This window comes from Streptosporangium sp. H16 (assembly GCF_051918855.1).
Taxonomy (GTDB): domain Bacteria; phylum Actinomycetota; class Actinomycetes; order Streptosporangiales; family Streptosporangiaceae; genus Streptosporangium.
On record NZ_JBPXMD010000040.1, the window covers coordinates 1 to 20763 of the forward strand.

General features: G+C 71.9%; 21 protein-coding genes. 7 read left to right on the plus strand and 14 right to left on the minus strand.

Annotated elements, in window-relative coordinates; genetic code table 11:
• The coding region (locus tag ACTOQ2_RS38135; RefSeq protein WP_440106059.1) for a helix-turn-helix domain-containing protein at positions 1–113 on the minus strand (113 nt) is incomplete at its 3' end.
• 51 nt (positions 114–164) lie between these two features.
• Between ACTOQ2_RS38135 and ACTOQ2_RS38140 the strand changes: the two genes are divergently transcribed.
• Positions 165–341 (plus strand): hypothetical protein, encoded by a 177-nt coding sequence (locus ACTOQ2_RS38140; protein WP_440105968.1) that lies wholly within the window; start codon positions 165–167, stop codon positions 339–341.
• A gap of 296 nt (positions 342–637) precedes the next feature.
• On the opposite strand, the gene ACTOQ2_RS38145 is transcribed toward ACTOQ2_RS38140, so the two are convergent.
• From ACTOQ2_RS38145 to ACTOQ2_RS38155, 3 genes are all read right to left on the minus strand, one after another.
• Entirely contained in the window at positions 638–3895 is a 3258-nt protein-coding gene (locus tag ACTOQ2_RS38145; protein WP_440105970.1) for a S41 family peptidase, read from the minus strand.
• 55 nt (positions 3896–3950) lie between these two features.
• Positions 3951–4145: a hypothetical protein gene (locus ACTOQ2_RS38150; RefSeq protein WP_440105972.1), complete on the minus strand. Its 195-nt coding sequence runs from the start codon at positions 4143–4145 to the stop codon at positions 3951–3953.
• Between the two features lie 282 nt (positions 4146–4427).
• A complete protein-coding gene (locus tag ACTOQ2_RS38155) occupies positions 4428–4883 on the minus strand; it encodes a hypothetical protein (RefSeq protein WP_440105974.1) in 456 nt (151 codons plus the stop codon).
• A 329-nt stretch (positions 4884–5212) separates the two neighbouring features.
• On the opposite strand from ACTOQ2_RS38155, the gene ACTOQ2_RS38160 reads away from it, so the two are divergent.
• On the plus strand, positions 5213–5500 hold the full coding sequence (locus tag ACTOQ2_RS38160) for a DUF3040 domain-containing protein (RefSeq protein WP_440105976.1): 288 nt from the start codon (positions 5213–5215) through the stop codon (positions 5498–5500).
• Between the two features lie 173 nt (positions 5501–5673).
• Here ACTOQ2_RS38160 and ACTOQ2_RS38165 read toward each other — a convergent pair whose 3' ends face one another.
• The 5 genes from ACTOQ2_RS38165 to ACTOQ2_RS38185 form a co-directional block, all read right to left on the minus strand.
• Complete coding sequence (locus tag ACTOQ2_RS38165) at positions 5674–6495, minus strand: F0F1 ATP synthase subunit A (protein WP_440105978.1); 822 nt, start codon at positions 6493–6495, stop codon at positions 5674–5676.
• 284 nt (positions 6496–6779) lie between these two features.
• Positions 6780–8411, minus strand: coding sequence for a penicillin-binding transpeptidase domain-containing protein (locus tag ACTOQ2_RS38170; protein ID WP_440105980.1), 1632 nt, complete (start codon positions 8409–8411; stop codon positions 6780–6782).
• A gap of 71 nt (positions 8412–8482) precedes the next feature.
• Complete coding sequence (locus ACTOQ2_RS38175; RefSeq protein ID WP_440105982.1) at positions 8483–9133, minus strand: lysophospholipid acyltransferase family protein; 651 nt, start codon at positions 9131–9133, stop codon at positions 8483–8485.
• A gap of 709 nt (positions 9134–9842) precedes the next feature.
• A complete protein-coding gene (locus tag ACTOQ2_RS38180; RefSeq protein ID WP_440105984.1) occupies positions 9843–10262 on the minus strand; it encodes a GNAT family N-acetyltransferase in 420 nt (139 codons plus the stop codon).
• 56 nt (positions 10263–10318) lie between these two features.
• Positions 10319–10825, minus strand: a complete 507-nt coding sequence (locus ACTOQ2_RS38185) for a hypothetical protein (protein WP_440105986.1) — start codon at positions 10823–10825, stop codon at positions 10319–10321.
• A gap of 393 nt (positions 10826–11218) precedes the next feature.
• Here ACTOQ2_RS38185 and ACTOQ2_RS38190 point away from each other — a divergent pair, with 393 nt between their 5' ends.
• Together ACTOQ2_RS38190 and ACTOQ2_RS38195 are read left to right on the plus strand one after the other, a co-directional pair.
• The gene (locus ACTOQ2_RS38190) at positions 11219–12016 is read left to right on the plus strand and encodes a GNAT family N-acetyltransferase (RefSeq protein ID WP_440105988.1); all 798 of its coding nucleotides are present in this window, start codon (positions 11219–11221) and stop codon (positions 12014–12016) included.
• Positions 12017–12139: 123 nt separating this feature from the next.
• Positions 12140–13252, plus strand: a complete 1113-nt coding sequence (locus ACTOQ2_RS38195) for a winged helix DNA-binding domain-containing protein (protein WP_440105990.1) — start codon at positions 12140–12142, stop codon at positions 13250–13252.
• Between the two features lie 85 nt (positions 13253–13337).
• Here ACTOQ2_RS38195 and ACTOQ2_RS38200 read toward each other — a convergent pair whose 3' ends face one another.
• Both ACTOQ2_RS38200 and ACTOQ2_RS38205 read right to left on the minus strand, forming a co-directional pair.
• Positions 13338–13904, minus strand: a complete 567-nt coding sequence (locus ACTOQ2_RS38200; protein WP_440105992.1) for a TetR/AcrR family transcriptional regulator — start codon at positions 13902–13904, stop codon at positions 13338–13340.
• Positions 13897–14718 (minus strand): alpha/beta fold hydrolase, encoded by an 822-nt coding sequence (locus tag ACTOQ2_RS38205; RefSeq protein ID WP_440105994.1) that lies wholly within the window; start codon positions 14716–14718, stop codon positions 13897–13899. Before ACTOQ2_RS38205 ends, ACTOQ2_RS38200 begins: the two co-directional genes overlap by 8 nt.
• Before the next feature lie 550 nt (positions 14719–15268).
• Here ACTOQ2_RS38205 and ACTOQ2_RS38210 point away from each other — a divergent pair.
• The 3 genes from ACTOQ2_RS38210 to ACTOQ2_RS38220 all read left to right on the plus strand — a co-directional run bounded on the left by ACTOQ2_RS38210 (position 15269) and on the right by ACTOQ2_RS38220 (position 18314).
• On the plus strand, positions 15269–16234 hold the full coding sequence (locus tag ACTOQ2_RS38210; protein WP_440105996.1) for a patatin-like phospholipase family protein: 966 nt from the start codon (positions 15269–15271) through the stop codon (positions 16232–16234).
• On the plus strand, positions 16231–17457 hold the full coding sequence (locus ACTOQ2_RS38215) for a macrolide family glycosyltransferase (RefSeq protein WP_440105998.1): 1227 nt from the start codon (positions 16231–16233) through the stop codon (positions 17455–17457). Before ACTOQ2_RS38210 ends, ACTOQ2_RS38215 begins: the two co-directional genes overlap by 4 nt.
• Before the next feature lie 212 nt (positions 17458–17669).
• Positions 17670–18314, plus strand: coding sequence for a LysE family translocator (locus tag ACTOQ2_RS38220; RefSeq protein WP_440106000.1), 645 nt, complete (start codon positions 17670–17672; stop codon positions 18312–18314).
• Between the two features lie 15 nt (positions 18315–18329).
• Here the strand turns inward: ACTOQ2_RS38220 and ACTOQ2_RS38225 are convergent, their stop codons facing one another.
• The 3 genes from ACTOQ2_RS38225 to ACTOQ2_RS38235 form a co-directional block, all read right to left on the minus strand.
• Positions 18330–18920 (minus strand): DUF4865 family protein, encoded by a 591-nt coding sequence (locus ACTOQ2_RS38225; RefSeq protein WP_440106002.1) that lies wholly within the window; start codon positions 18918–18920, stop codon positions 18330–18332.
• A 36-nt stretch (positions 18921–18956) separates the two neighbouring features.
• On the minus strand, positions 18957–19328 hold the full coding sequence (locus tag ACTOQ2_RS38230; protein ID WP_440106004.1) for a VOC family protein: 372 nt from the start codon (positions 19326–19328) through the stop codon (positions 18957–18959).
• Between the two features lie 203 nt (positions 19329–19531).
• A complete protein-coding gene (locus ACTOQ2_RS38235) occupies positions 19532–20734 on the minus strand; it encodes a cellulase family glycosylhydrolase (protein ID WP_440106061.1) in 1203 nt (400 codons plus the stop codon).
• Positions 20735–20763 lie beyond the last annotated feature (29 nt).

Genomic DNA, 20763 nt, shown 5'->3' on the forward strand with positions numbered 1-20763 from the left:
CGGGCCAGGCCCCAGTTGAAGGCGAACCGGGACGCGCCGCAGTGGGAGGCGAGCAGGCGCGCCTGCTCGGGGGTGGGGTCCAGGGCATAGCGGTAGGCCTGGTGGACCCGCATCAACCCTCCCCCTCACGCTACGTCGCCGACCGTCAACGTACCGTAGGAGTCATGATCAACGACTCCCCGATCGGCGAACAGACCTACGCCTCCTCGGGAGCGCAGGAAGCCGCGGAGGGAGCCGGTGGCCTTGCCGGCGGTGTCGGTGGAGGGGTCGGTGGAGGCGGGCACGTCGATGAAGACGCCTGCGCCTTAACCCACTCTTTCACGTTCACTCACACATCCTGATACATGCTCAACCACCAGCTGCTTCCAACCCCCTACCCGGCGACCGAGATCGCGCGCTGCCACGCCCTGTCCGACGGGGCCCGAGCCCGGTCGCGGCGGACGGACACGGCGTCACCGGGCGAGAGCGCCGCCGGTTCCCGCCCGGAGGCCCCGGACCGTCGGTGACCGTGGCGAGGCCGTTCCCGGGAGCCTCGGACCGCCAAGCCGTGAAAAGGCCGAGAGCGGGCCGCGAGAAGGCCATGACACCTCGCCCCCGGTGCGCCCGCCCTCCGGAGGCGTCCCGCGCCCCCGGAGGGTCACGTGGAGGAGGGCGGGAACCCGAGGGGAGACTGGCGGGGCGGCAGGCGCGGCACCACGAGCCGGGGCCTGGCCGCCGCGTTGGGCGTGTGGGGCGGCTGGAGGACCAGGCGTTCCTTGGCCGCCTCGATCGCCCGGTCCAGCTGGGTGTCCACCCCCGCCGCGTAGTCCTGCGGGGTGATGTCGACCTCGATGTCGGGGTCGGTGCCGTAGTTCTCCACCCGCCAGCCCACGTCGTCGAAGGCGAAGGAGAACTCCGGCTGGGTGGTGACCGTGCCGTCGGCCAGGTGGTGCCGGGGCCAGATGCCGATCACCCCGCCCCAGGTGCGCTTGCCGATCAGGGGACCCAGGCCCAGCAGCTTGAACGTGTGGCTGAAGATGTCGCCGTCGGAGCCGGCCCACTCGTTGGTGACGGCCACCATCGGGCCGCGCGGCGACTCGTCGGGGTAGGGCTCGGGCACGCCCCAGCGGGGGAAGTCGTAGCCCAGGCGGCGCCGGGCCAGCTTCTCCAGCAGCAGCGCCGACACGTGGCCGCCGCCGTTGAAGCGGACGTCCACCACGAGGGCCTCGCGGTCGTACTCGGCGAGGAAGCCCCGGTGGAACTCGGCGTAGCCCTCGGGGCCCATGTCCGGGATGTGCATGTAGCCGATCCGGCCGCCGCCGAGCTCGTGGCAGCGGGCCCGGTTGGCCTCCACCCAGTCGCGGTAGCGGCCCGGCTGCTCGTCGCCGATGGCCCGCACGGTGACGGTCCGCCGCTCGTCCCCGCGCAGGACCGTCAGCTGGACCTCCTGGTCGGCCTGGTTGACCAGCAACTCGTCCGGGCTCGCGTCCGCGCCGACGGGCTGGCCGTTCACGGCGAGCACCGCGTCACCCGGCCGTACGTCCACCCCGAGGCGGTTGAGCGGCGAGGTCGCCTCGGGATCCCAGCGGTCGCCGCCGACGATCCTCGCGATCCGGTAGACGCCGTCCGCGAAGGCCCAGTCGACGCCCAGCTTGCCCTGCCGGTAGTGCGGCCGGGACCGGTAGGCGCCGCCGCTCTCGTAGGCGTGGGAGGTGCCCAGCTCGCCGAGCAGCTCCCACAGCAGGTCGGAGAACTCGCCCCGGGTGGTGACCCGGTCGACCAGCGGCAGGTAGCGCCGGTAGACGTCGTCCCAGTCGAGCCCGGCCATGTCCTCGGTCCAGAAGTTCTCCCGCTGCAGCCGCCAGGCCTCCCTGAACATCTGCCGCCACTCCGCCTCGGGCCGGATGGAGACCTTCACCCTGGACAGGTCCACCCACCCGCTCGTACGGCCGGGAGCGTCGTCGTCCTCGGGCTCCTCGCCCGCCTTGACCATCCGCAGCCGCTTGCCCGACTGGTAGAGCAGCGTGCTCCCGTCGCGGCCGAGCGCGAACTCCGACACGTCCCCGACCAGGGTCTCCTGCTTCTGCTTGGCGAAGTCGTAGACGTGCAGGGTGCCGTCGGAGGAGTCGGCGTAGTCGTCGCCCAGGCTGCCCTCGACGGGGAAGGTCAGGTAGACGGCCTTGCCCTTGATCCCGGCGATGGCGTCGTAGCGTCCCTCGGGGACGGGGAAGACGACGACCCGGTTCTCGATGCCGTCCAGGTCGATGACCACCTCGGGCGGCCCGTCGCCCTCGCCCTCGTTCTCGCCGCCGCCGTCGCCGTCGTCGTCGTCCCCGAGCGGCCGGGGCTCGGGGACGAAGGGTGAGGTGACGTCGGCGCGGAGCGCGATCGCGTAGGGGCGGGAGCCCAGGGGGAAGCCAAGGTCGAAGTGGAGCTCGTCGTAGACCGGGTTGAAGACGCGCCGGCCGATGAAGTACAGGTAGTCGCCGCCCGGGTCGAAGGCCGGGCGGGCGTCCCACAGCACCGGCCGGGTGGCGGGGAACGTCTCGCCCGTCTCGACCCGGCACAGCTTCACCGCCGTCGTCTGCGCGGTGTCGCGGCAGGCGTACGCCAGCCAGCGGCCGTCGGGGGACCAGGCCAGGTCCTCGATCGCGCCGAACCTGCTGGAGTCGATCACCCGGCCCCGCGCCCGGTCCTCCTCGCCCGTACGGCCGGAGATCCCGCTGGGCGCGGGGCCGGGCGCGAGGTCGACCAGGATCAGCTCGTTGCGGTGGTTGGCCACCGCGACCAGGTCGGCCACGGGGGAGACCTCCAGTTCGACGGCGCGGCCGGTGTCGAGGTGGTCGAGGCTGGCGGGCTCGGTGGTGCCGTCGGCGGTGAGCACCGTCAGCACCTCGCGATCGCCCTCGTCGCTGGCCGCCGCCACCAGCCGCTCGCCGTCGTTGAGCCAGCTCAGCAGCCGGTACCGCACCCCGTACAGTGCCCCGTGCTGGCGCACCGGGCCCTCCCAGGCGGCGAAGGAGAACGCCTTGCCGTGGGTGGTGACGGCCAGGCCGGCGCCGTCGGGGCTGAGGGTCGCGCTGTCCAGGAAGTCCTCGGCCGAGGCGAAACGGCGGTTGCGCTGGGTGCGCGAGCTGCGCAGCCGCACCTCGATCGGGCGCGACTCCCCGTCCTCCACCAGGTACAGCTCGGCCCCGGCGTGGTAGACGAGCCTGCGGCCGTCGCCCGACAGGTTGCGGGCGTAGTAGTCGCCGTGGTCGGAGTGCCTGCGCAGGCCGCCGCCGTCCGCGTCGCAGGAGTAGACGTTGCCGACCCCCTCGTGGTCGGAGATGAAGTAGACCCGGTCCCCGGTCCAGCAGGGCGAGGCGAGGTTGCCGGGCAGCGCGGTGAGCCGCCGGAACCGCCCGTCCTCGCCGGTCTCGATCCACAGGTCGCCCATGGTGCCGCCCCGGTAGCGCTTCCAGCGGGCCGGGTCAGCGGTGTTGCGGCCGAGCACGATCCGCGGGCCGTACGAGATGGTGTTGGCCGGGCCGTACGGCAGGCGCTCTGGCACCCCGCCCGGCTCCACCCGGTGCAGCCAGGTGCGCCCGTCGAAGGGCTGGCCCTGGTCGCTGGCGTAGACGACGCCGCCGCGGGGGTCCCAGCCGGTGACACTGGAACGCGCCCCGTGGTAGGTCACCCGCTGTGCCGCGCCGCCGTCGGCGGGCATCACGTAAACCTCCTCCGGCCCCTCCTCGCGGCCGACGAAGGCGAGCAGGTCACCGTCGGGGGAGAAACGCGGATATCCGGCCTCGGCCACCCCTGCGGTCAGCCGGAAGGCCCGCCCGCCGCCGGCGGTGACCATCCACAGGTCGTCCTCGGAGGCGAAGACGACCATCTCGCCGAAGATGGTGGGAAATCGAAGGTAGGCGGGCATCGTGTCACTCCATGATCGGGTGACCGGGTTTCACCCCGGTCACCCGATCATGATTTCACGCCCTCGGCGGCTGGGCGGCACGCGCGCCCTGGTGGGCGGGCCCCGTCTCCGGCACCCTGGCCTCGGGCTGCCCGGACTGTCTCTTCGCTTCCTTCGCCGAGCGTGTCGCCTTGATCGCGGCCTTCTTGCTCTTCCCTGAGCCCTTCGCGGCCTTGTTCTTGGAATCCTTGGTGTCCTTGGAGTCCGTCATCGTTTCCCCCGTTGTGCTTGATGGACGATGCCGTTGATTAGGCATTCAAAGAGGTTTAGTACCCTTTGCAGGCTTCAGTCATCCACGATCCGTAGGGCGTCGGGCACGGAGTGTGACCGGATGGCGTGGTGGGCCCGGCGGGTGCCGGTCGGCGCGCCGGAGTCCCGCGCCCTGACCGCCGAGAGCGGCCCCGGCCGCCGCGCGTCCTCACCGGGGCCGGAGATCACCTGGGCGGGGTGTCGCCGAGGTGGTCCGGAATCCGGGGCGGCCGGAGAGTCACCCTCACGCCCTGTCCTCGCCGCCGGGATCTCCCGCGAGGGCCCGCGCGGCCGCCGCGTCGCGCTCGCTCATGCCCTCGTAGCCACTGTTGCGGTGCTGCTCGGCCTGGTCGTCGATCCACCGGCCGTGCGCCTCCCACGCGGCCTGCTTGCTCGTGCCCAGGGCCGCGCCGATCTGCGACCACGACGCGCCCGCGGCCCGCGCGGACCGTACGGCGAGCTGGCGCCCGTAGCCTGCCTTGCGCGCGACCACCTCCCCGAGCGCGAGAAGCTCCAGCACCTCGTCGCGGGTGAGGGACGGCACTTCGGGGTCGGCGGGGTCGTTGACGTCGTCGGGGTGCTCTCCGCCGGTGGCGTCGCCCGCCGCCGGAGCCAGGGCGTCGCGCACGCGGAGCTCGTCGTAGCGGGCGGCGGCGGTCAGGAGCGTGAAGTCGCCTTCGAGGCTGTCCGGTGTGAACATGCCCCCATCTTTTCGTCAAGCGAGCCTGACGTCAAGAGGGCTTGACGGTGCGTCGCCGTCGGGCGCGGAGGTGGTGCCACGGAGAGTGCCCCGGCCTTCGCGCGGCGCGATGAAGGGAGGCCGAGGCGGTGGAATGTCGAGATCGCGGAGAAGGCTGAGAATCGCCCGACACCCCGCCGGCGCCGCACCGGCCCCCGCGCGAGGGCATGATCGCGTGCTCGGATTGCGCCCGTGAAAAGAAGAGGTAAATCGAAGCCCTCGGAAAGGATAATGATCTTCATGATTGGGCAGAACGTCCGCACACGGCTTGCGTTCCGGGGAGGTGATGCATGGCCTGGTCACAAGACGAGGAGCGCATGCTGCTGCAGATCGAGCGCCACCTCATCGACGAGGACCCACGGCTCGCCGCGCGGCTGGAGTCGTTCAACGAGCGTGTCCAGCGCAAGGAGGGCGGCGGTCGCGAGCGTGGCGCGAGGAACGGGCGGAGCCGGTCCTCCAGGCGTCTCCGCCGCTCGACGGTCATCATCATGTTCAGCTGGCTGCTGATCGCGACACTGATCATCACGCTGCTCATCATGGTGCTGCGTCACGACGCGGTCGCGGCTCTCCCTCTGTGATCGCGGTCGCCACGTCACCCCGCGACCCCCACCGTGATCGCCCCCCGTGATCGCCGGGGTGCGGGTGACGGCGGCGGGTGGCGCGGTGCGGGGCGCGTGGAGGTCCGAAGCGGCCGGAGGGTGCCGGGTCCCGGTGCCGGTCGCCCCGGTCGCGCGGGGCGACGGCGGGCCGGTCAGTGCTCGGGGTTGAGCGCGTTGCCGATGAACATCGCGGTCAGCAGCGTGAACAGGAACGCCTGCAGGAACTGGACGAACATCTCCAGGGCCGTGATGACGATCGCCATCAGCACGCCGGCCACGCCGACCGGCACGCCCGGCAGGGTGGGTTCCTCGAACAGGAACCAGAAGCCGACCATGCTGAAGAACGCCAGGATGAGATGGCCCGCGAACATGTTGGCGGCCAGCCGCAGCATGTGCGCGAACAGCGAGTTCACGAAGGTGTAGAGCAGCTCCAGCGGGATGACCAGCACGTACGCCAGAACGGGCAGCCCGGGCGGGATCAGCCCGCGGAGGTAGCCGACGACGCCGTGCCGCGTGACGCCGAGATAGATCTTCAGGACGTAGACGCTCACGGCGATCACCGCGGGGAAGGCCAGGAACGAGGAGACGGGGATCTGGACGGGCGGGACCACCCCCATCAGGTTCCAGATCCAGACCAGGAGGAAGACGCTGAGCAGCAGGCCCATCCACCGGTCGGTGTCCTTGCCGAGAAACGGGCGTGCCGCGTGGTCGCGGACGAACACGTAGCCCAGCTCGACCACGTTCTGCAGGCCGCGCGGCACCACCTTGGGGTTGGCGAAGGCGGCCCAGCAGACGCCGCAGACCAGGGCCGCGGCCAGGACGGCCATCAGGATCGGTTTGGTCAGCCAGTACGGCGCGCCCGCCCACAGCGGGGGGAAGTCGAACAGCTCCAGGCCGGGCGCCTGGAATCCGGGTGACACGGGCGACGCGGGCGATGTGAACGACTCGAGTGATGAGGTGATCAGGATCGTCATGAGGCGGTCCCAACGGCAGGGGGATGCTTTGTGAAGGCTTTCACATGACCCCGCGAGCGCGACAATACCTCGAAGGTAATGATCAACTTAGAGGTGAGGGGAGAGGGCTCCGGCGCCGGTCCCGCAGGCTCCCGTCGCCACGGGTCACCCGGGAAGGAATCCCCGCCCTCCCGGGAAGGGCGCCGCCGGCCGGGAACGCCGACCTGGGAAGAAACGCCGTCTCGAGGAGAACGCCGTCAGCCGGCAACGTCGCCGGCTGGGAGCACCGTCAGCCAGGAGCATCGTCAGCCGAGAGCGCGCAGGAAGTCGGCGGCCACCGGGGCGGCGACCGAGCCGCCGCCCGAGCCCTCCTCGACGATCACCGCGAAGGCCACCTCGCCGCGGAAGCCGATGAACCAGGCGTGGGTCTTCAGATCGTCCTGCTCACCGTACTCGGCGGTCCCGGTCTTGCCCCGGGTTCCCTGCGGCAGGCCCGCGTCCTCGGCGGTGCCCTTGGTGACGACCGCGGACATCATCCGGTGCATGTTCGGTATGACGGTCTCGGGGAGGGCCTGCGGCTGCGTCTCCTGCTTGATCGAGGGGACCAGGGTCGGCGGGCGCCAGGTGCCGTCGGCCAGCGCGGCGGCGACCGAGGCCATCATCAGCGGGCTGGCGGTGATCCGTCCTTGGCCGAACGACTCCGCGGCCAGTTCCGCGTCGCTCTCGGCCCTGGGAAAGCTGCCCTTGGCGGCCGCGACACCGATGTCGAGCGGCTTGTTGAAACCGAACAGCTCGGCGGTGCTCAGCAGCTTGTCGGCGCCCAGCCGCTCCTTGGTCAGCGGGGCGAAGGTGGTGTTGCAGGAGTAGGCGAACGAGTCCGACAGCGACACCGAGCCGTAGGCGGCGTGCTCGGAGTTGCGGATCGGCAGGCCGCCGACCGTGACGTTCTTGGGGCAGGTGACCCGATCGCCGGGGTTCATCCCCTCGGCGAGCAGCCCTACGGCGGTGACCGCCTTGAAGGTCGAGCCGGGCGGGTAGTTGCCGTCCAGGGCCCGGTTGAAGCCGCCCTGGTTGTTCACCACCGCGAGGATCTCGCCGGACGAGGGCCTGATCGCGACCAGGGCGGCGGTCTTCTTCAGGTCGCGGACGGCCTCGACCGCGGCCCGCTGGACCCGCATGTCCAGGGTGGTCTCCAGGGGCTCGCCGCTCTTGCCCTCGACCGTGCCGAGCGTCTTGACCGTCTTCTTGTCCGGGCCGACGAGTTCGATCTCGGTGTCCGGGGTGCCGGCCAGGCGCTCCTGGAAGGTGTGCTGCAGTCCGCTCGCGCCGACCGCGTCACCCACCTTGTAGGGGACGCCCAGCTTCGCGACGCTTTTCGCCGTGGCCTTCTCCAGGTAACCGACGAGCTGCTGCACCGAGCCGCCCACGTCAGAGCCGTCGATGCGGTCGCCGTCCGCCGAGGTGATCGCGGCCCGTTCGGGCCACTTCGTCCTCAGCGCGAAGGCGGTGGTCGCGGTCAGGTCGGGGTGGACGGCCTTGGGCGACCACTTGACCCGCCAGTGCCGGTCGACGACCGCGAGGTCGACGTTGCCGGAGTAACTCCACTCGCCGACGTCCTTGAGCTTCAGCGTGGCGGTGTAGGAGGCCTGTCCCGTGCCGTCCCCGGTCTCGCGCACCCCGTCGAGGCGTACCGTCGTGCTCTCCACCGCGAGGGCCTTGCGCATGCCGTCGTACGCCTTGGCGAACGCCGGGTCCGGCGTTCCGAGCTCGGCGCGCATGCCCGCCAGGTTGCCGCTCTGCCAGGCGCCGACGAACCGCTCCGCGGTCTCCTGAGGGGTTCCCCTGGTGTGCAGGTACCACCAGGCGCCGCCGCCGGCGGCCCCCGCCACCAGCACGACGGCTGCCGATGTGATCGCGATCGTCTTGCCCCGTGCCACCCGATCCCCCAGTTTTCTCTTCCCCAGGGCCGCAGCCTAGCGTGACCAACGCGACATATGCCGACAAATGGTTACTTGGCCTGTGTGCGACTGGGTGCGTAGCTCGTCACGTACTCCTGGCCGGACAGCTCCTGGATCGCGAACATGATCTCGTCGGTCACCCTGCGCCGGTCACGCGCGCTCGTCTCCGAGCCGGTGAAGGTCATCGGCTTGCCGATGCGTACGTTCACCCGGCCGAGCCTGGGCCTCGCGGCGCCGATCGGCAGCACCTCGCCGGTGCCCTCCATCGCCACCGGGAGCACCGGGGCGCCGGTGGCCAGGGCCAGCCAGGCGACGCCCACCTTGCCCCGGTAGAGGCGCCCGTCGGGGGAGCGGGTGCCTTCCGGGTAGATGCCGAACAGCTCGCCTTTCTTGAGCACCTCCGCCGCCGCGTCGAGCATGTCCTGGGCCGAGGTGGGGCTCTGCCGGTCGATGCTGATCTGGCCGGTGGCGCGCATCCACATCGCGGTGACGGGATTACCGGTGAAGTACTCGGACTTGGCGACGAAGCGCACCTGGCGCTTGAGCACCAGGGGCAGGAAGGTCGAGTCGAGGATCGACAGGTGGTTGGAGGCCATGATGGCCGGACCCATGACGGGAACGTGCTCGTGCCCGGTGACCGAGGTCGGCCAGAGCAGGTGCAGGACCGGGCCGCCGACGATTTTGGTCAGGCGATAGAGCACGGGCTCTCCTCATGAGACGGGTGACCCAACACTAGGTGGTGGCCTGGCGGCCGACGGTTGTACGCACCCGCACAAGCGGAGCGCCCAGGTTTGTAGCCCTCCTCCATCGCCACCGCTCTTTTCCAGGGTGAATCCGGTGAAAACCCCCCACCGGTCACGGAGGAAAAGAAACGCCCCGCGGGCCGGGAGGGCTCACGGGGCGTGACGTTTGGTGCCGATGTGGCGGTCGCCTCCTCGGCGAGAGGCACAACACGGCTCCAGCCGAACGGTATTCCGTGAAGGCGGTAATTTGCGGCCCGGGGGACACAAACCACATCGGCACGATCACTCTAACGGACGTCTGCCGCTGGTTATTCCGATTTGAGGTCACCGGCGTGTCCTGTGGGGCCGTCTGACCCGGAGATCCGCAGGTCACAGCCCTCGGCGACGGTCTCGGAGAACCGCGGGCCAGAGCCGTGGCCAGAGCCGTGGCCGGGACCGTGGCCGTGGCCGTGGCCGGGACCGTGGCCGGGACCGTGGCCGGGACCGTGGCCGGTCGGCCCGGCGGGTCCGCCGGGCCCGGCACGAGAGGAGCGACGGGAGCGACGAGGGCGACGAGGGCGACGAGGGCGGGGCCGGACCTGGCGTGCGGGGGCGAGGCCGGATCCGGGGGGTCCGACGCATCCCGGGGGCCGCCGGACCCGTGGTCGCGGACCCGTCCCCCTGGGAATCACCCCAGCGGCTTGACCCAGCGGGACCACTGGGGCTGCGGCGCGTAGCCCGCGGCGCCCCAGGCGTGATGGGCCTGCTCGTTGTCGTGCAGCACCATAGCGTCGACCCGGAACGCGCCGAACGCCGCGAAGCGCTCCTCGGCCGCCCGGATCAGCGCGGTCGCCACTCCTCGCCTCCGGAGAGCGGGATCCACGGCCAGCCGGTAGAGATGGGCTCGCCAGCCGTCCCAGCCCGCGATCAGCGTGCCGGCCGTCTTCCCGCCGATCTCGGCGATGAGGACGGCCTCGGGGTCCCGTTCGATCAGCGCGACCACCTTGGCCGGATCGTCGTTCCTGTCGGTCCCCTCGGCGGCCACCAGCCAGAAGGCCAGCAGCGCCTCGACATCCTCGACCCGCCCGTACCGGATGTTCACGTCCACGGACGGGAAGCTAACAGCCCGCCGGGGTGGGGCCGGAAGGACCCCGTCCCGGGCGTTCAGGCGGGTGCGCCCAGGGACGGCACCGCCTCGGGCGGGGACTCCGTCTCGGGCAGCGGCTTCGTCTCGGGCAGCGGCTCCGCCGTCTCCGATCCCACCGCGATGGCCGACCGGGGGGTGCGCTCCCGCACGTCCTCGCCGCGGATCGCCATCACGGCGGGCGGGCTGCCCAGGTCGCCGTACCGGGCGGCGACGGCGGCGGTGATCGCCCGGCACGCGTCGGCGACCGTCTCCTTCGCCGAGCCCGGTGGGTGAGCGGCCGACAGGTGACCCAGCAGCGCCGCGAACCGCAACTCCTCGGCCGCCGCGCGGGGAAGCCCGTCGTCGGACGGCGGCAGCGGCCGGTCCAGCCAGAACACCCCGCCGCGCAGGAGCGCGGGATACGTCACCTCGCCCCGCTGGAGCGTGAGCACGGAGTCGACCAGCAACCGCCCGAACTCCTTCAGGTCGGTGTCGGGCGGCAGATCGGTCGTGACCAGCAGCGAAACCCTCAGCGCGTCAACCATGAGCGGCTATCCCTCCTTGAGGTGGCTCATAGTAGGGGTCGCCACCGACAGTTACGGCGCGCCCGGTGGAACGTGTCGGAATCAGATCCCCGTCATGGTGCCGGGCGGACCCGCCGCCCGGGACGAGCGCGACGGGCCTGCCGGAGCGGCCGGCACGTGGTGCGGCGGGGCTCCACGGCGTGCCGGGGAGCCGGGACGGGGCCGGTGGGGTCTCCCGCGGGCTCGGCGGGGGGCGGGTGAGGCGGGGGCGGCCGGCACGCGCACCGCGCTGACCCCGTCGGCCGCCAGTGAATCTACGTTGTAAAGGCAGTGGGGCGGGACGAGAGGCTCCGGGTCGTGTCTAGGTCCATAACGCCATGTCGGAGGCGATGAGTGTGTGATTGGCTGTTCGCAATGGACATCTCATCGCGGGCTTCCGCCTACCTCGCGGCATATGACGAGCAGCTCCGGGCCAGGCCGATGCCGGGCCGTACGGCCGAGCGGATCGGGCCGCTGCTGAGGACCGTGTCGAACGGCCACGGCCAGGGTTTCCTGACATATCGGGACCTGGGTGGTCTGGAGGGCGCCGAGCTGGATGCCTTCATCGCGCGCCAGCGAGACTTCTTCACCCGGGTCGGGCGCGAGGTCGAGTGGAAGTACCACGGCTACGACCTGCCCGCCGACCTGCCCGAGCGGCTCGTGGCGGCCGGGTTCGAGCCGCAGGAGCGGGAGACGGTGTTCGTCGGCGAGGCCGGTGAGCTGGCCGGTGCCAAGGCGGCGCCCGCCGGGGTGCGGCTGCGCGAGGCGGCGGGGCGGGAGGACCTGGAGCGTATCCGTGAGCTGGAGGAGACGGTCTGGGACGCGGACCACGGCTGGCTGCCCGGCATGCTGGAGCGTGACCTCGCCGGTCCCGGGGACCCGTGCGCGGTGGTGATCGCCGAGGCGGACGGGCAGGTGGTGTGCGCGGCGTGGGTGCGCTTCCACGAGGGCACCGACTTCGCCTCGCTGTGGGGCGGCTCGACCCTGAAGGAGTGGCGGGGCAGGGGCGTCTACCGGGCGATGGTGTCGTACCGGGCGGAGCTGGCGGTGGCGCGGGGTTTCCGCCTGGTGCAGGTGGACGCCTCCGACGCCGGCCGCCCGATCCTCGCCAGGCTGGGCCTGGAGGCGGTCACCACGACGACGCCGTACGTGTGGGTGCCGCCGACTCTCTGATTCCGATCACGCGGGGGCGCCGCTATTCTGGCGCGGACCCGGAAGCGGCATCACGGTGTCGCCGGCCAGGCCATGTCGCGCGGCCATGCCGCGCCGTCGTGGCTCGCCCACGAGAGGACACGCATGCCCGAGGTGCTCAGCAGGCGCGCGCTCAACCGGGCCACCCTGGAACGGCAGCTGCTGCTGGCCCGCGCGGACCTGCCGGCGCTGGAGGCGGTCCGCCACCTGTACGGCATGCAGGCCCAGGCGCCGAACCCTCCCTACATCGGGCTGTGGGCCCGCCTGTCCGGGTTCGCCGCCGACGATCTCGCCCGGCTGATCAACGAGCGCCTGGTGGTGCGGCTGTCGCTGATGCGCTCCACCATCCATCTGGTCACCGCCGACGACTGCCTGGCGCTGCGCCCGCTGCTGGGGCCGACGCTGGTACGGGGCCTGCGGGGGACGGCGCACGGCAGGGGCCTGGCGGACGTGGACCTGGACGAGCTCGCCGCCGTGGGGCGGAAGCTGGTGGAGGAGCGCCCCCTGACCTTCCGCGAGCTCGGCGCGCTGCTGCGTGAGCGGTGGCCACAGGCTCCGGCCACCGACCTGGTCGCCGGGGTGCGCAACACGCTGGCGCTGGTCCAGGTCCCGCCGAGGGGGATCTGGGGTGTGGGCGGGCAGGCCGCCCACACCACCGCGGAGGCATGGCTGGGCCGGTCCCAGGACCAGCGGCCCGGCGGCGTCCTGGCCGAGGAGGCGATCCGCCGCTATCTCGCCGCCTACGGTCCCGCCACGGTGATGGACGTCCAGCAGTGGTCGGGCATGACCCGCCTGGGGGAGATCGTCCGCGAGATGGGCCTCCGGGTCTTCGTGACCGAGGACGGCGCGGAGCTGTTCGACCTGCCGGAGGCGTCGCGCCCCGCCCCCGGGACTCCCGCCCCGGTGCGTTACCTGTCGGAGTTCGACAACATGCTGCTGTCGTTCGCCCAGCGGACCAGGACCCGGATCGCGGAGGAGGAGTACCGGGGGCGGATCTTCACCGTCAACGGCATCATCAAGGCGACGGTGCTGGTCGACGGCTTCGTGCGGGGCATGTGGAAGGTGACGGTGAAACGGGGCGAGGCGATCCTGGAGGTCGAGCTCTTCGCGCCGGTGAGCGAGGGGGAGCGGGCGGATCTGGAGGTGGAGGGGGCGCGCATGCTCGACTTCGTCGCCCCGGCGGCGACGTCCCGCGACATTCGCTTCCGGGAGGCCTGAGGGGTTCCGGGACTTCCGGGAAGCCGAGCACGCCGGTTCCGGGAGGCCTGAGCGTGCCGTCCGGCCGGCCCTCTCGCCCGCCCCTTCAGGACGCGGGCGCGCGGGGCAGGCCCGAGACGACCATGGCGATCAGCATCTCGTAGCTGGTGTTCAGGTCCTCGTCCGGGCCGAACCCGCCGGCCGCCTCCAGGGAGGCGAAACCGTGCACGGCCGCGCGGACGCAGCGGGTGGCGTGGAGCGCCCGAGTCCCCTCCAGCCCGTAGCCGCGCAGCACGGCGAGGATCACCTCCAGCAGGCGGGTCGCCGTGCCGACCAGGTCGGGATCGAGCAGCGGGTTGTCGGGGAAGACCGCGTAGCGGTGGGGGAAGTCGACCACGTAGCTCCGCCAGGCGCGCATCAGGGCCGCCGTCGCCTCGTCACGGCTCTTTCCCATCGCCGCGGTGCCGAGCCGCACCGCCATGTCGTCCATCACGCGCAGGCCGACGAGCTTGCGCAGCTCGGGCAGGCCGCGCACGTGCTTGTAGAGCGAGGGGGCGGCCACCCCGGTGCGAGCGGCCACCGCGGCCAGCGTCAGCGCGCCCGGCCCCTCCTCGTCGATCAGGGCCAGTGCCGCGTCCACCACCGCGCCCGAGGTCAGGCCCGCCCTAGGCACGGACCGCTCCGGCCAGGAAGCCCTCCAGGGCGGTGAAGGTGGCCCCGGGCAGCTCGGCGTGCGGGTAGTGGCCGGCGCCCTCGATCATCGCGACCTCGGCCGTGGCGGCGTACGGCCTCAGCACCTCCTCGGCCAGGCGGGCCTCCGCGGCGGGGTCGGGGAAGTCGGGATCCTTCGACCCCATGACGATCAGCACGGGGCAGGTCATGCGGGGGGCGCAGTCGGTCCAGTGGCCCTCGGCGGGGGCGACCACCCCGGAGACGGCGGCCATCCTGCCGGGCTCGCGCAGCGTGGCCTTCAGCTCGCGCAGGTAGCCGGGGAAGTCGGCGGGCCTGGCCGTGGGATAGAGCGAGCGGTAGTACATCCCCCACAGGAGCGGGCTGGCCAGGACGAGACCCTTCACCAGCCGCAGCATCAGGCTGAGCTGTGGCTGCCCGACGAAGGGCGCCAGCATGGCCACGGCGCGCACCTCGCCCTCGGCGGCGGTCGCCGTGGTCCACGCCACCGCCCCGGCGCTGGAGGAGCTGCCGACGAGGACGGCGGGGCCGCCCAGGTGGCGGACCAGGGCCAGCAGGTCGGCGCCGATCGACCGGGGGCTGTGGTCGGGCCAGCCCGTGCTGGACTCCCCGTGGCCGCGCACGTCGACCGTGGCGACCCGGTAGCCCGCCTCCGCCAGTCGCGGCGCCAGGAACCGGAACACCCTGCGGGTGTCGCCCATGCCGTGCGCGCACACCACCAGGGGCCCGTCCTGCGGCCCGATGACCTCGTACGCCAGCCGCCCGCCGGCCACGTCCAGGAACTCCGTACCCGTCACGCGCACTCCTTGGCTATCGCTCATAGCTCCAAAGCTATGGTTAGTAGCTTTTGTCGTCAAGCGTCGACCCCACCGCCGTTGCCGGAATTCGTCCGAGGACCGGTTCCGCGGTTCACCCGGAGGAGAACCCGGCCGCCCGGTCGAGCGCCCTCGCCGGGGCCGGGACCTCCGGCGACGCCGCAGGCCTCGCCTCATCCTGCGGGCCGCACCGTTGCTCTCCCATGAAAAAAGCCCTGTACGCTGGGCTTTTAGCACATCGGTTTCCAAACGGAACCACCAGCCTGCCACCGGGCCCTTTGGCACCCGGCCGGCCGGAGACCGTCGTCATCGATCATGGCGACGACGTGAGACGAACGCGTCGGCCGACGAAGTCAGCGATGTGGTGACCACCCGGTCCCAGCCGGGGCACGCATCCGATCAGGCGCGGTGGTGAGGGAGGACGGACCATGAACGTTGCATATCGCCGGAGATCGGCCTCCTCGGCTCTCCATGGCGTCAGCGAGGGCGACCGGCCGGATGGTCACGGCGAGGCGACGAGCAGCGTCAGGCCATGAAGGGCGACGAGGGGACGCGCTCCTCGGCGTCGAGCCGCCCGGACGCGGGCCGGAAGCCGGTGGGCCTGGGTGCCCTTCCCCGCCCCGTGGCGGCGGTGGTAGGGGGCGGGGGAGTGTTCGGGGCCGCGCAGGTCGGTGTCGGGTACGCGTTGGAGCAGCGGGGATTCGTCCCGGACCTGATCATCGGAACCTCGGTGGGCGCCCTCAACGGAGCGATCGCGGCCGCCCACCCCGGCCAGGCCGCACCGTGGCTGGATCTCGTGTGGACCCGCGCGCGTCGCCGTGAGGTGTTCCCGTTCGGCTACCTGTCCTCGCGGGCCAGCGTCTTCGCCGATCGCGGCCTGCGCAGGTTGATCGCCCAAGCCGCGCTGCCGCGGCGGATCGAGCAGCTGGAAATCCCCTTCACCGCGGTGGCCATGGATCTGGCCACCGGCGCTCAGGCGCTGCTCGACCACGGAGATCTCGAGTCCGCGCTACTGGCCAGCACGGCCATTCCGGGGATCCTGCCCCCGGTGGATCGGGAAGGCCGGACGCTCGTCGACGGCGGGGTGATCGCCTTTGTCCCGGTACGGGCGGCCCTGCAGGCGGGGGCGGCCAGCGTGGTGGTGCTGTCGACCGGGCAGAAGAGCCGGCCGCTGCCCCCGAACGGCCCGCCCCGGCGGGCCGGCGCGGTCGCGGCCAGGGCAGGGCTGCTGCTGCTGGAGCATCAGATCGAGCGCGACCTGTGCGAGGTGTCCGAACGGATTCCGACCATCGTGGTGCCGACCGGCATCGAGACCTGGCCCGCCCCGTGGGACTTCGGCCATTCCCGGCGGCTGATCAGCACCGCCTCCCTGGCGGCGGGCCGCTTCTTCGACGGGCTGTGCATCAGCGGGCCCGGCCTGTACCGGGTCGACGGTCCCGGGGCGACATCGGCCGGCCAGGCCGGGGCATGGACCGACGTCTGGGAGGCCGGCCGGTGAGCACCGTCGCGTTCCTCAACATCGCCATGCACGGGCACGTCAACCCGACGCTGCCGGTCGTCGCCGAGCTCGTCCGCCGTGGGCACTCCGTCATCTGTCACACCTCGCCCGCGTTCTCGAAGGAGATCGAGGCCACCGGCGCGGCCGTGCGCCTCTACCCCGGGGGTGACCGGCCGCTCCCCGATCCGCCGATGCCGCTCACGCTGCTGGACGGGCTCGCGCGCGCCGCCACCGCCCTGCTGCCCGCCGTGCTCTCCGACCTGCGTGACGTCCGTCCTGACCTCGTCGTCCACGGCGCGGCCTGTCCCTGGGGAGCGGTCGCCGCCCGCGAACTCGGGGTGCCGGCGGCGGCGTTGTTCACCACGTTCGCGTTCAACCGGCATGTGCCCAGCCCCACCCGCGCCTCGTGGGAGTTGCTGGCCTCGGCGGCGAGGTGGCCCCGCCACGCCCAGGGCTACCTGCGGTCGCGGTGGAAGTTGCACCGCCGCTACGACACCCGTGAGCTGCCCCTGCTCGACCTGGCGAACATACGCCAGCCGCTCAACCTGGTCTTCACCTCGCGCGCGTTCCAGCCCGGCGCCGACGCCTTCGACCAGTCCTACCGGTTCGTCGGCCCGAGCCTCGGCGCCCGTCCGCCCGACCCGTCGTTCCCGGCCGACCGCCTGCGGGATCCGGTGCTGTACGCCTCGCTGGGCACGGTGTTCGACGCCGGCCCGCGACTGCTGCACGACTTCGCCACCGCGCTCGCACCACTGGGCGGCACCGTGATCGTCTCCACCGGAGGGACCGATCCGGCCGCGCTGGATCCGCTGCCGGCCAACGTGCTCGCCCGCCGCTTCGTACCGCAACCGGAGGTGCTGGCCCGCGCCGCGCTGTTCGTCACCCACGGTGGGATGAACAGCGTCAACGAGGCCATGTACGCGGGGGTTCCGATGCTGGTGGTCCCCCAGGGAGCGGATCAGCCGCTGGTGGCCCGGCGGGTGGTCGAGCTCGGCGCCGGCCTGTCGATCCGTACCCAGGACGCCACCGTGGAATCCGTGAACGCCCTCGCCCGGCGCCTGCTCGACGAGCCGGGCTTCCGAGCCGCGGCGGCCACCTTGCGGGTCGCCCAGCGCGAGGCCGGCGGCTATCTGCGCGCCGCCGACGAGCTCGAGCACTACCTGCACCGGGGCGGCGAGGGCGGCCGATCGGCTGCTTCGAAGGATTCGCCGCGGGGGCGTTGAGCGATGTCACCCGCCGACCACCGCCACCGTCCCCTGCACAACCGTGCCGTGGGCGCCCAGATCGTCGGCCGCCCACGTGGGGCCCGGGGATCTCGCGGTGCGGGTCCCGCGGACCGGTGCCGGTACTGCGGTGCGGGCCCCGCGGACCGGTTGCGGGCCAATCCTGGGAATTGGCCGTTCTTTCGGTGCGGAAGCTGCTCGATGATGTGCTCATGATCTCTGTCAGCGCCCTCGCGGGCATCGCCGCGATCGCTCTCGGCCTGGTGCTCACCCCCGGTCCCAACATGATCTACCTGGTGTCGCGGTCGGTGACGCAGGGACGCATGGCCGGCATGATCTCGCTGGCGGGCGTCGCGGCGGGCTTCCTGGTCTACCTGCTGGCGGCGGTGGCCGGAATCGCCGTGATCTTCGCGATGGTGCCCGCCCTCTACGTCGCGATCAAGCTCGCGGGCGCCGCGTACCTGCTGTGGCTGGCCTGGAAGACGATCCGGCCCGGCGCCCGGCCGGTCTTCGCGCCGGGCGTCCTTCCCGCGGACCCCCCGCGGCGGCTGTTCTCCATGGGGCTGGTCACCAACCTGCTCAACCCCAAGATCGCCATCTTGTACGTGTCGCTGCTGCCGCAGTTCGTCGATCCCGCACGTGGTGACGTCGGCACGCAGAGCCTGCTGCTGGGAGCCACCCAGATCGTCATTGCCCTGTCGGTCAACGCGCTGATCGTGCTGACCGCGGGCTCGGTCGCGACCTTCCTGGGCAGGCGGCCCACCTGGATGCGCGTGCAGCGCTATCTGATGGGCGCCGTGCTCGGCGGGCTCGCCCTGCGCATCGCCACCGACCGCTCGCCCGTCGTGGCCGCGTAGGGGGAGTCGTTCAGGTCACCAGTGGCGGCCCGTCGCGATGTCGCCCAGATGCGGTGTCGACAGGTGCAGCACCCGGTAGGCGGTCCCGTCCCCCTCCCCGGGAACCTCGCGCTCCCACAGCGTGAAGCGCACCAGCTCCCAGTGCCGGGGGTCGACGGCGAGGGCCGCGGAGTGCACGCCCGCCGTGCCGGCGTGCCGCCGCAGCCCGGCCAGGGCCCGCTCGACCACGGCCGCGGGGTCGGTGTCGGCGGGAATCGGGTCGGTACGGAGCGAGGCCGCGCGGGGGACCGCCGCCGACGACGGCCCGCGCTCGTAGCCGGCGCCGGTCCAGTGCCGGACCGCGGGCCTGCCGAAGTCGCGCACGATGTTCTGGAAGCCGCCCCCGCCCCACAGGAAGGCGTTCATCCCGGCCGGCGAGCTCCACAGGTAGAACGGCGCGTACTGGTTGACCGCGGAGCCGTCCACGCCCCGCTCCCTGATCAGGTACGCCTTGAGTCCCAGCCCGGCGTAGCCGTCGAGCGCGTGGCCCCTGGTCGCCACCCGCTCACGGATGATCCCCATGTCGTAGTCGGCGGGCAGCCCGATCTCGTACTGCATGGCGTGCATGGAAGGAGACCTCCTGGTGGGGTCCGGAACGGGCCCTCAGCCGTGGCTGAGGTCGATGACGCAGAAGAGGTTGCCCTCGGGGTCGGCGAGGACCACGAAGTCGGGGTCGTCCGGGTAGAGATCCCAGGCGACCTGTTCGGCGCCCAGTGACACCAGCCGCTCGACCTCGGCCGCCTGCTCCGCAGCGTCGGGGGTGAACAGGTCGAGGTGCGTTCGGGGGTGCTCCTGGACCGGCGTCCGTGTCATGTCGAGCGCCAGCGGGACGCCGTTCCCCTCCACGGGCTCGATCACGGTCCAGTCGTCGCCGGCCTGCCCCTCGCGGGGTGCGTAGCCCAGTGCCCGCGTCCAGAAGCCGACGGCGCGTCCCATGTCGGTGACGCCCAGCACCACCTGCCCGATCCTCACCATGTCCCAATCCTGGCAGGAACTCCCAACCCCGGGGAAATCCGATGTCCCGGTGTCACGGCCGCGGCCGGTCGACCGGGGGAGGGGGAAAGGGGGAGGGAGACCGGCCCCCGAGCCGGTCTCCCTCCCTGGTCCTTGCGGTCCTTCCTGGTCCTTTCCCGATCTTCCCGGTTACCCGTTCTTTCCGGCTCGCCGGCGGGAACCGGTCAGAAGTCGTCGGCGGTGCGGATCCGGTCACGGATCCAGACGCCGGCCTCCTTCAGCGACGTGGTGCCGGTCCAGGGGCCGCCGGCGTCGCACGTTCCGGTCTTGAAGACCGCGCCGGAGCGGTGGTCGTCGGAGAAGTTCCAGTTCACCCAGCTGATCTTCTTGCTCGCCATCAGGTCGAGGTAGCGCTGGGACATGGCGAAGTCGTTGGCCTCCTCCCCGGCGTAGTTCTGCGTGCCGAACTCGGTGACGAACATCGGGATGCGGTCGGCCGCGCGGGACAGCGCGTTGAGGTACTCGGTGCCGTGCGAGGCCGCGTAGAAGTGGAAGGTGTACATGATGTTCGAGGCGTTGACCGGGTTGCCCGTCACCTCGGTCTCCGTGGCGCCGTCCGACACCCCGAGCGAGGACCAGGCGCGGGTGCCGACCAGGACGATCCCGTCGGGGTCCTGCGCCCGGATCACCGGGATGATCTGCTCGGCGTAGCCCTTGATGGTGCTCCAGCTCACGCCGTTCGGCTCGTTGGCGACCTCGTAGAGGATGTTCGGCCTGGCGGCGTGCCGCTGGGCGATCTCGGTGAAGAAGGTCCTGGCCCGGGTGAGGTTGTAGTTGGGGTCGCCGGGGGTGAGCATGTGCCAGTCCACGATGACGTACATGCCCTGCGCGCTGACCTGCTCGATGAGCGTGTGCGCGAGGTCGGTGAACGCCCGCGGGTTCGTCTCGTAGCCGCCCTCCTGGACGTACGTGGACAGGCGCACCACGTCGGCCCTCCAGTCGGTCGCCAGCGCGTTCAGCGAGCCGGTTGTGACGCACTGCCGGTACCACTGCAGGCCGTGGGTGCTCATGCCGCGCAGCTGGATCTGCTTGCCGTTCTGGTTGCACAGCTTGGTGCCGCAGACCCGCAGCTGCCCGTTGGCCGCGACCGGCGTGCCGCCGCCGCTGCCCGCCTGGGTCGTCGCCGTGACGGACGCGCTCCTCGCGGACTCGTTGTTCGCGGCGTCGCGGGCGGTGACGGTGTAGGTGTGGGTCGTCGAGGCGGCCAGCCCCGAGACCGTGGCGCTCGTGCCGGTCACGGTGGCGACCACGGCGGAGCCCTCGTAGACCCGGTAGTCCTTGACCGTGCCGCTGTTGTCGGTCGAGGCGTTCCAGGCCAGGCTGATGGAGGAGGACGTCGTGCCGGTGCTGCGCGGGGAGGACGGCACGCTCGGCGGCGTGGTGTCGCCGGGGTTCT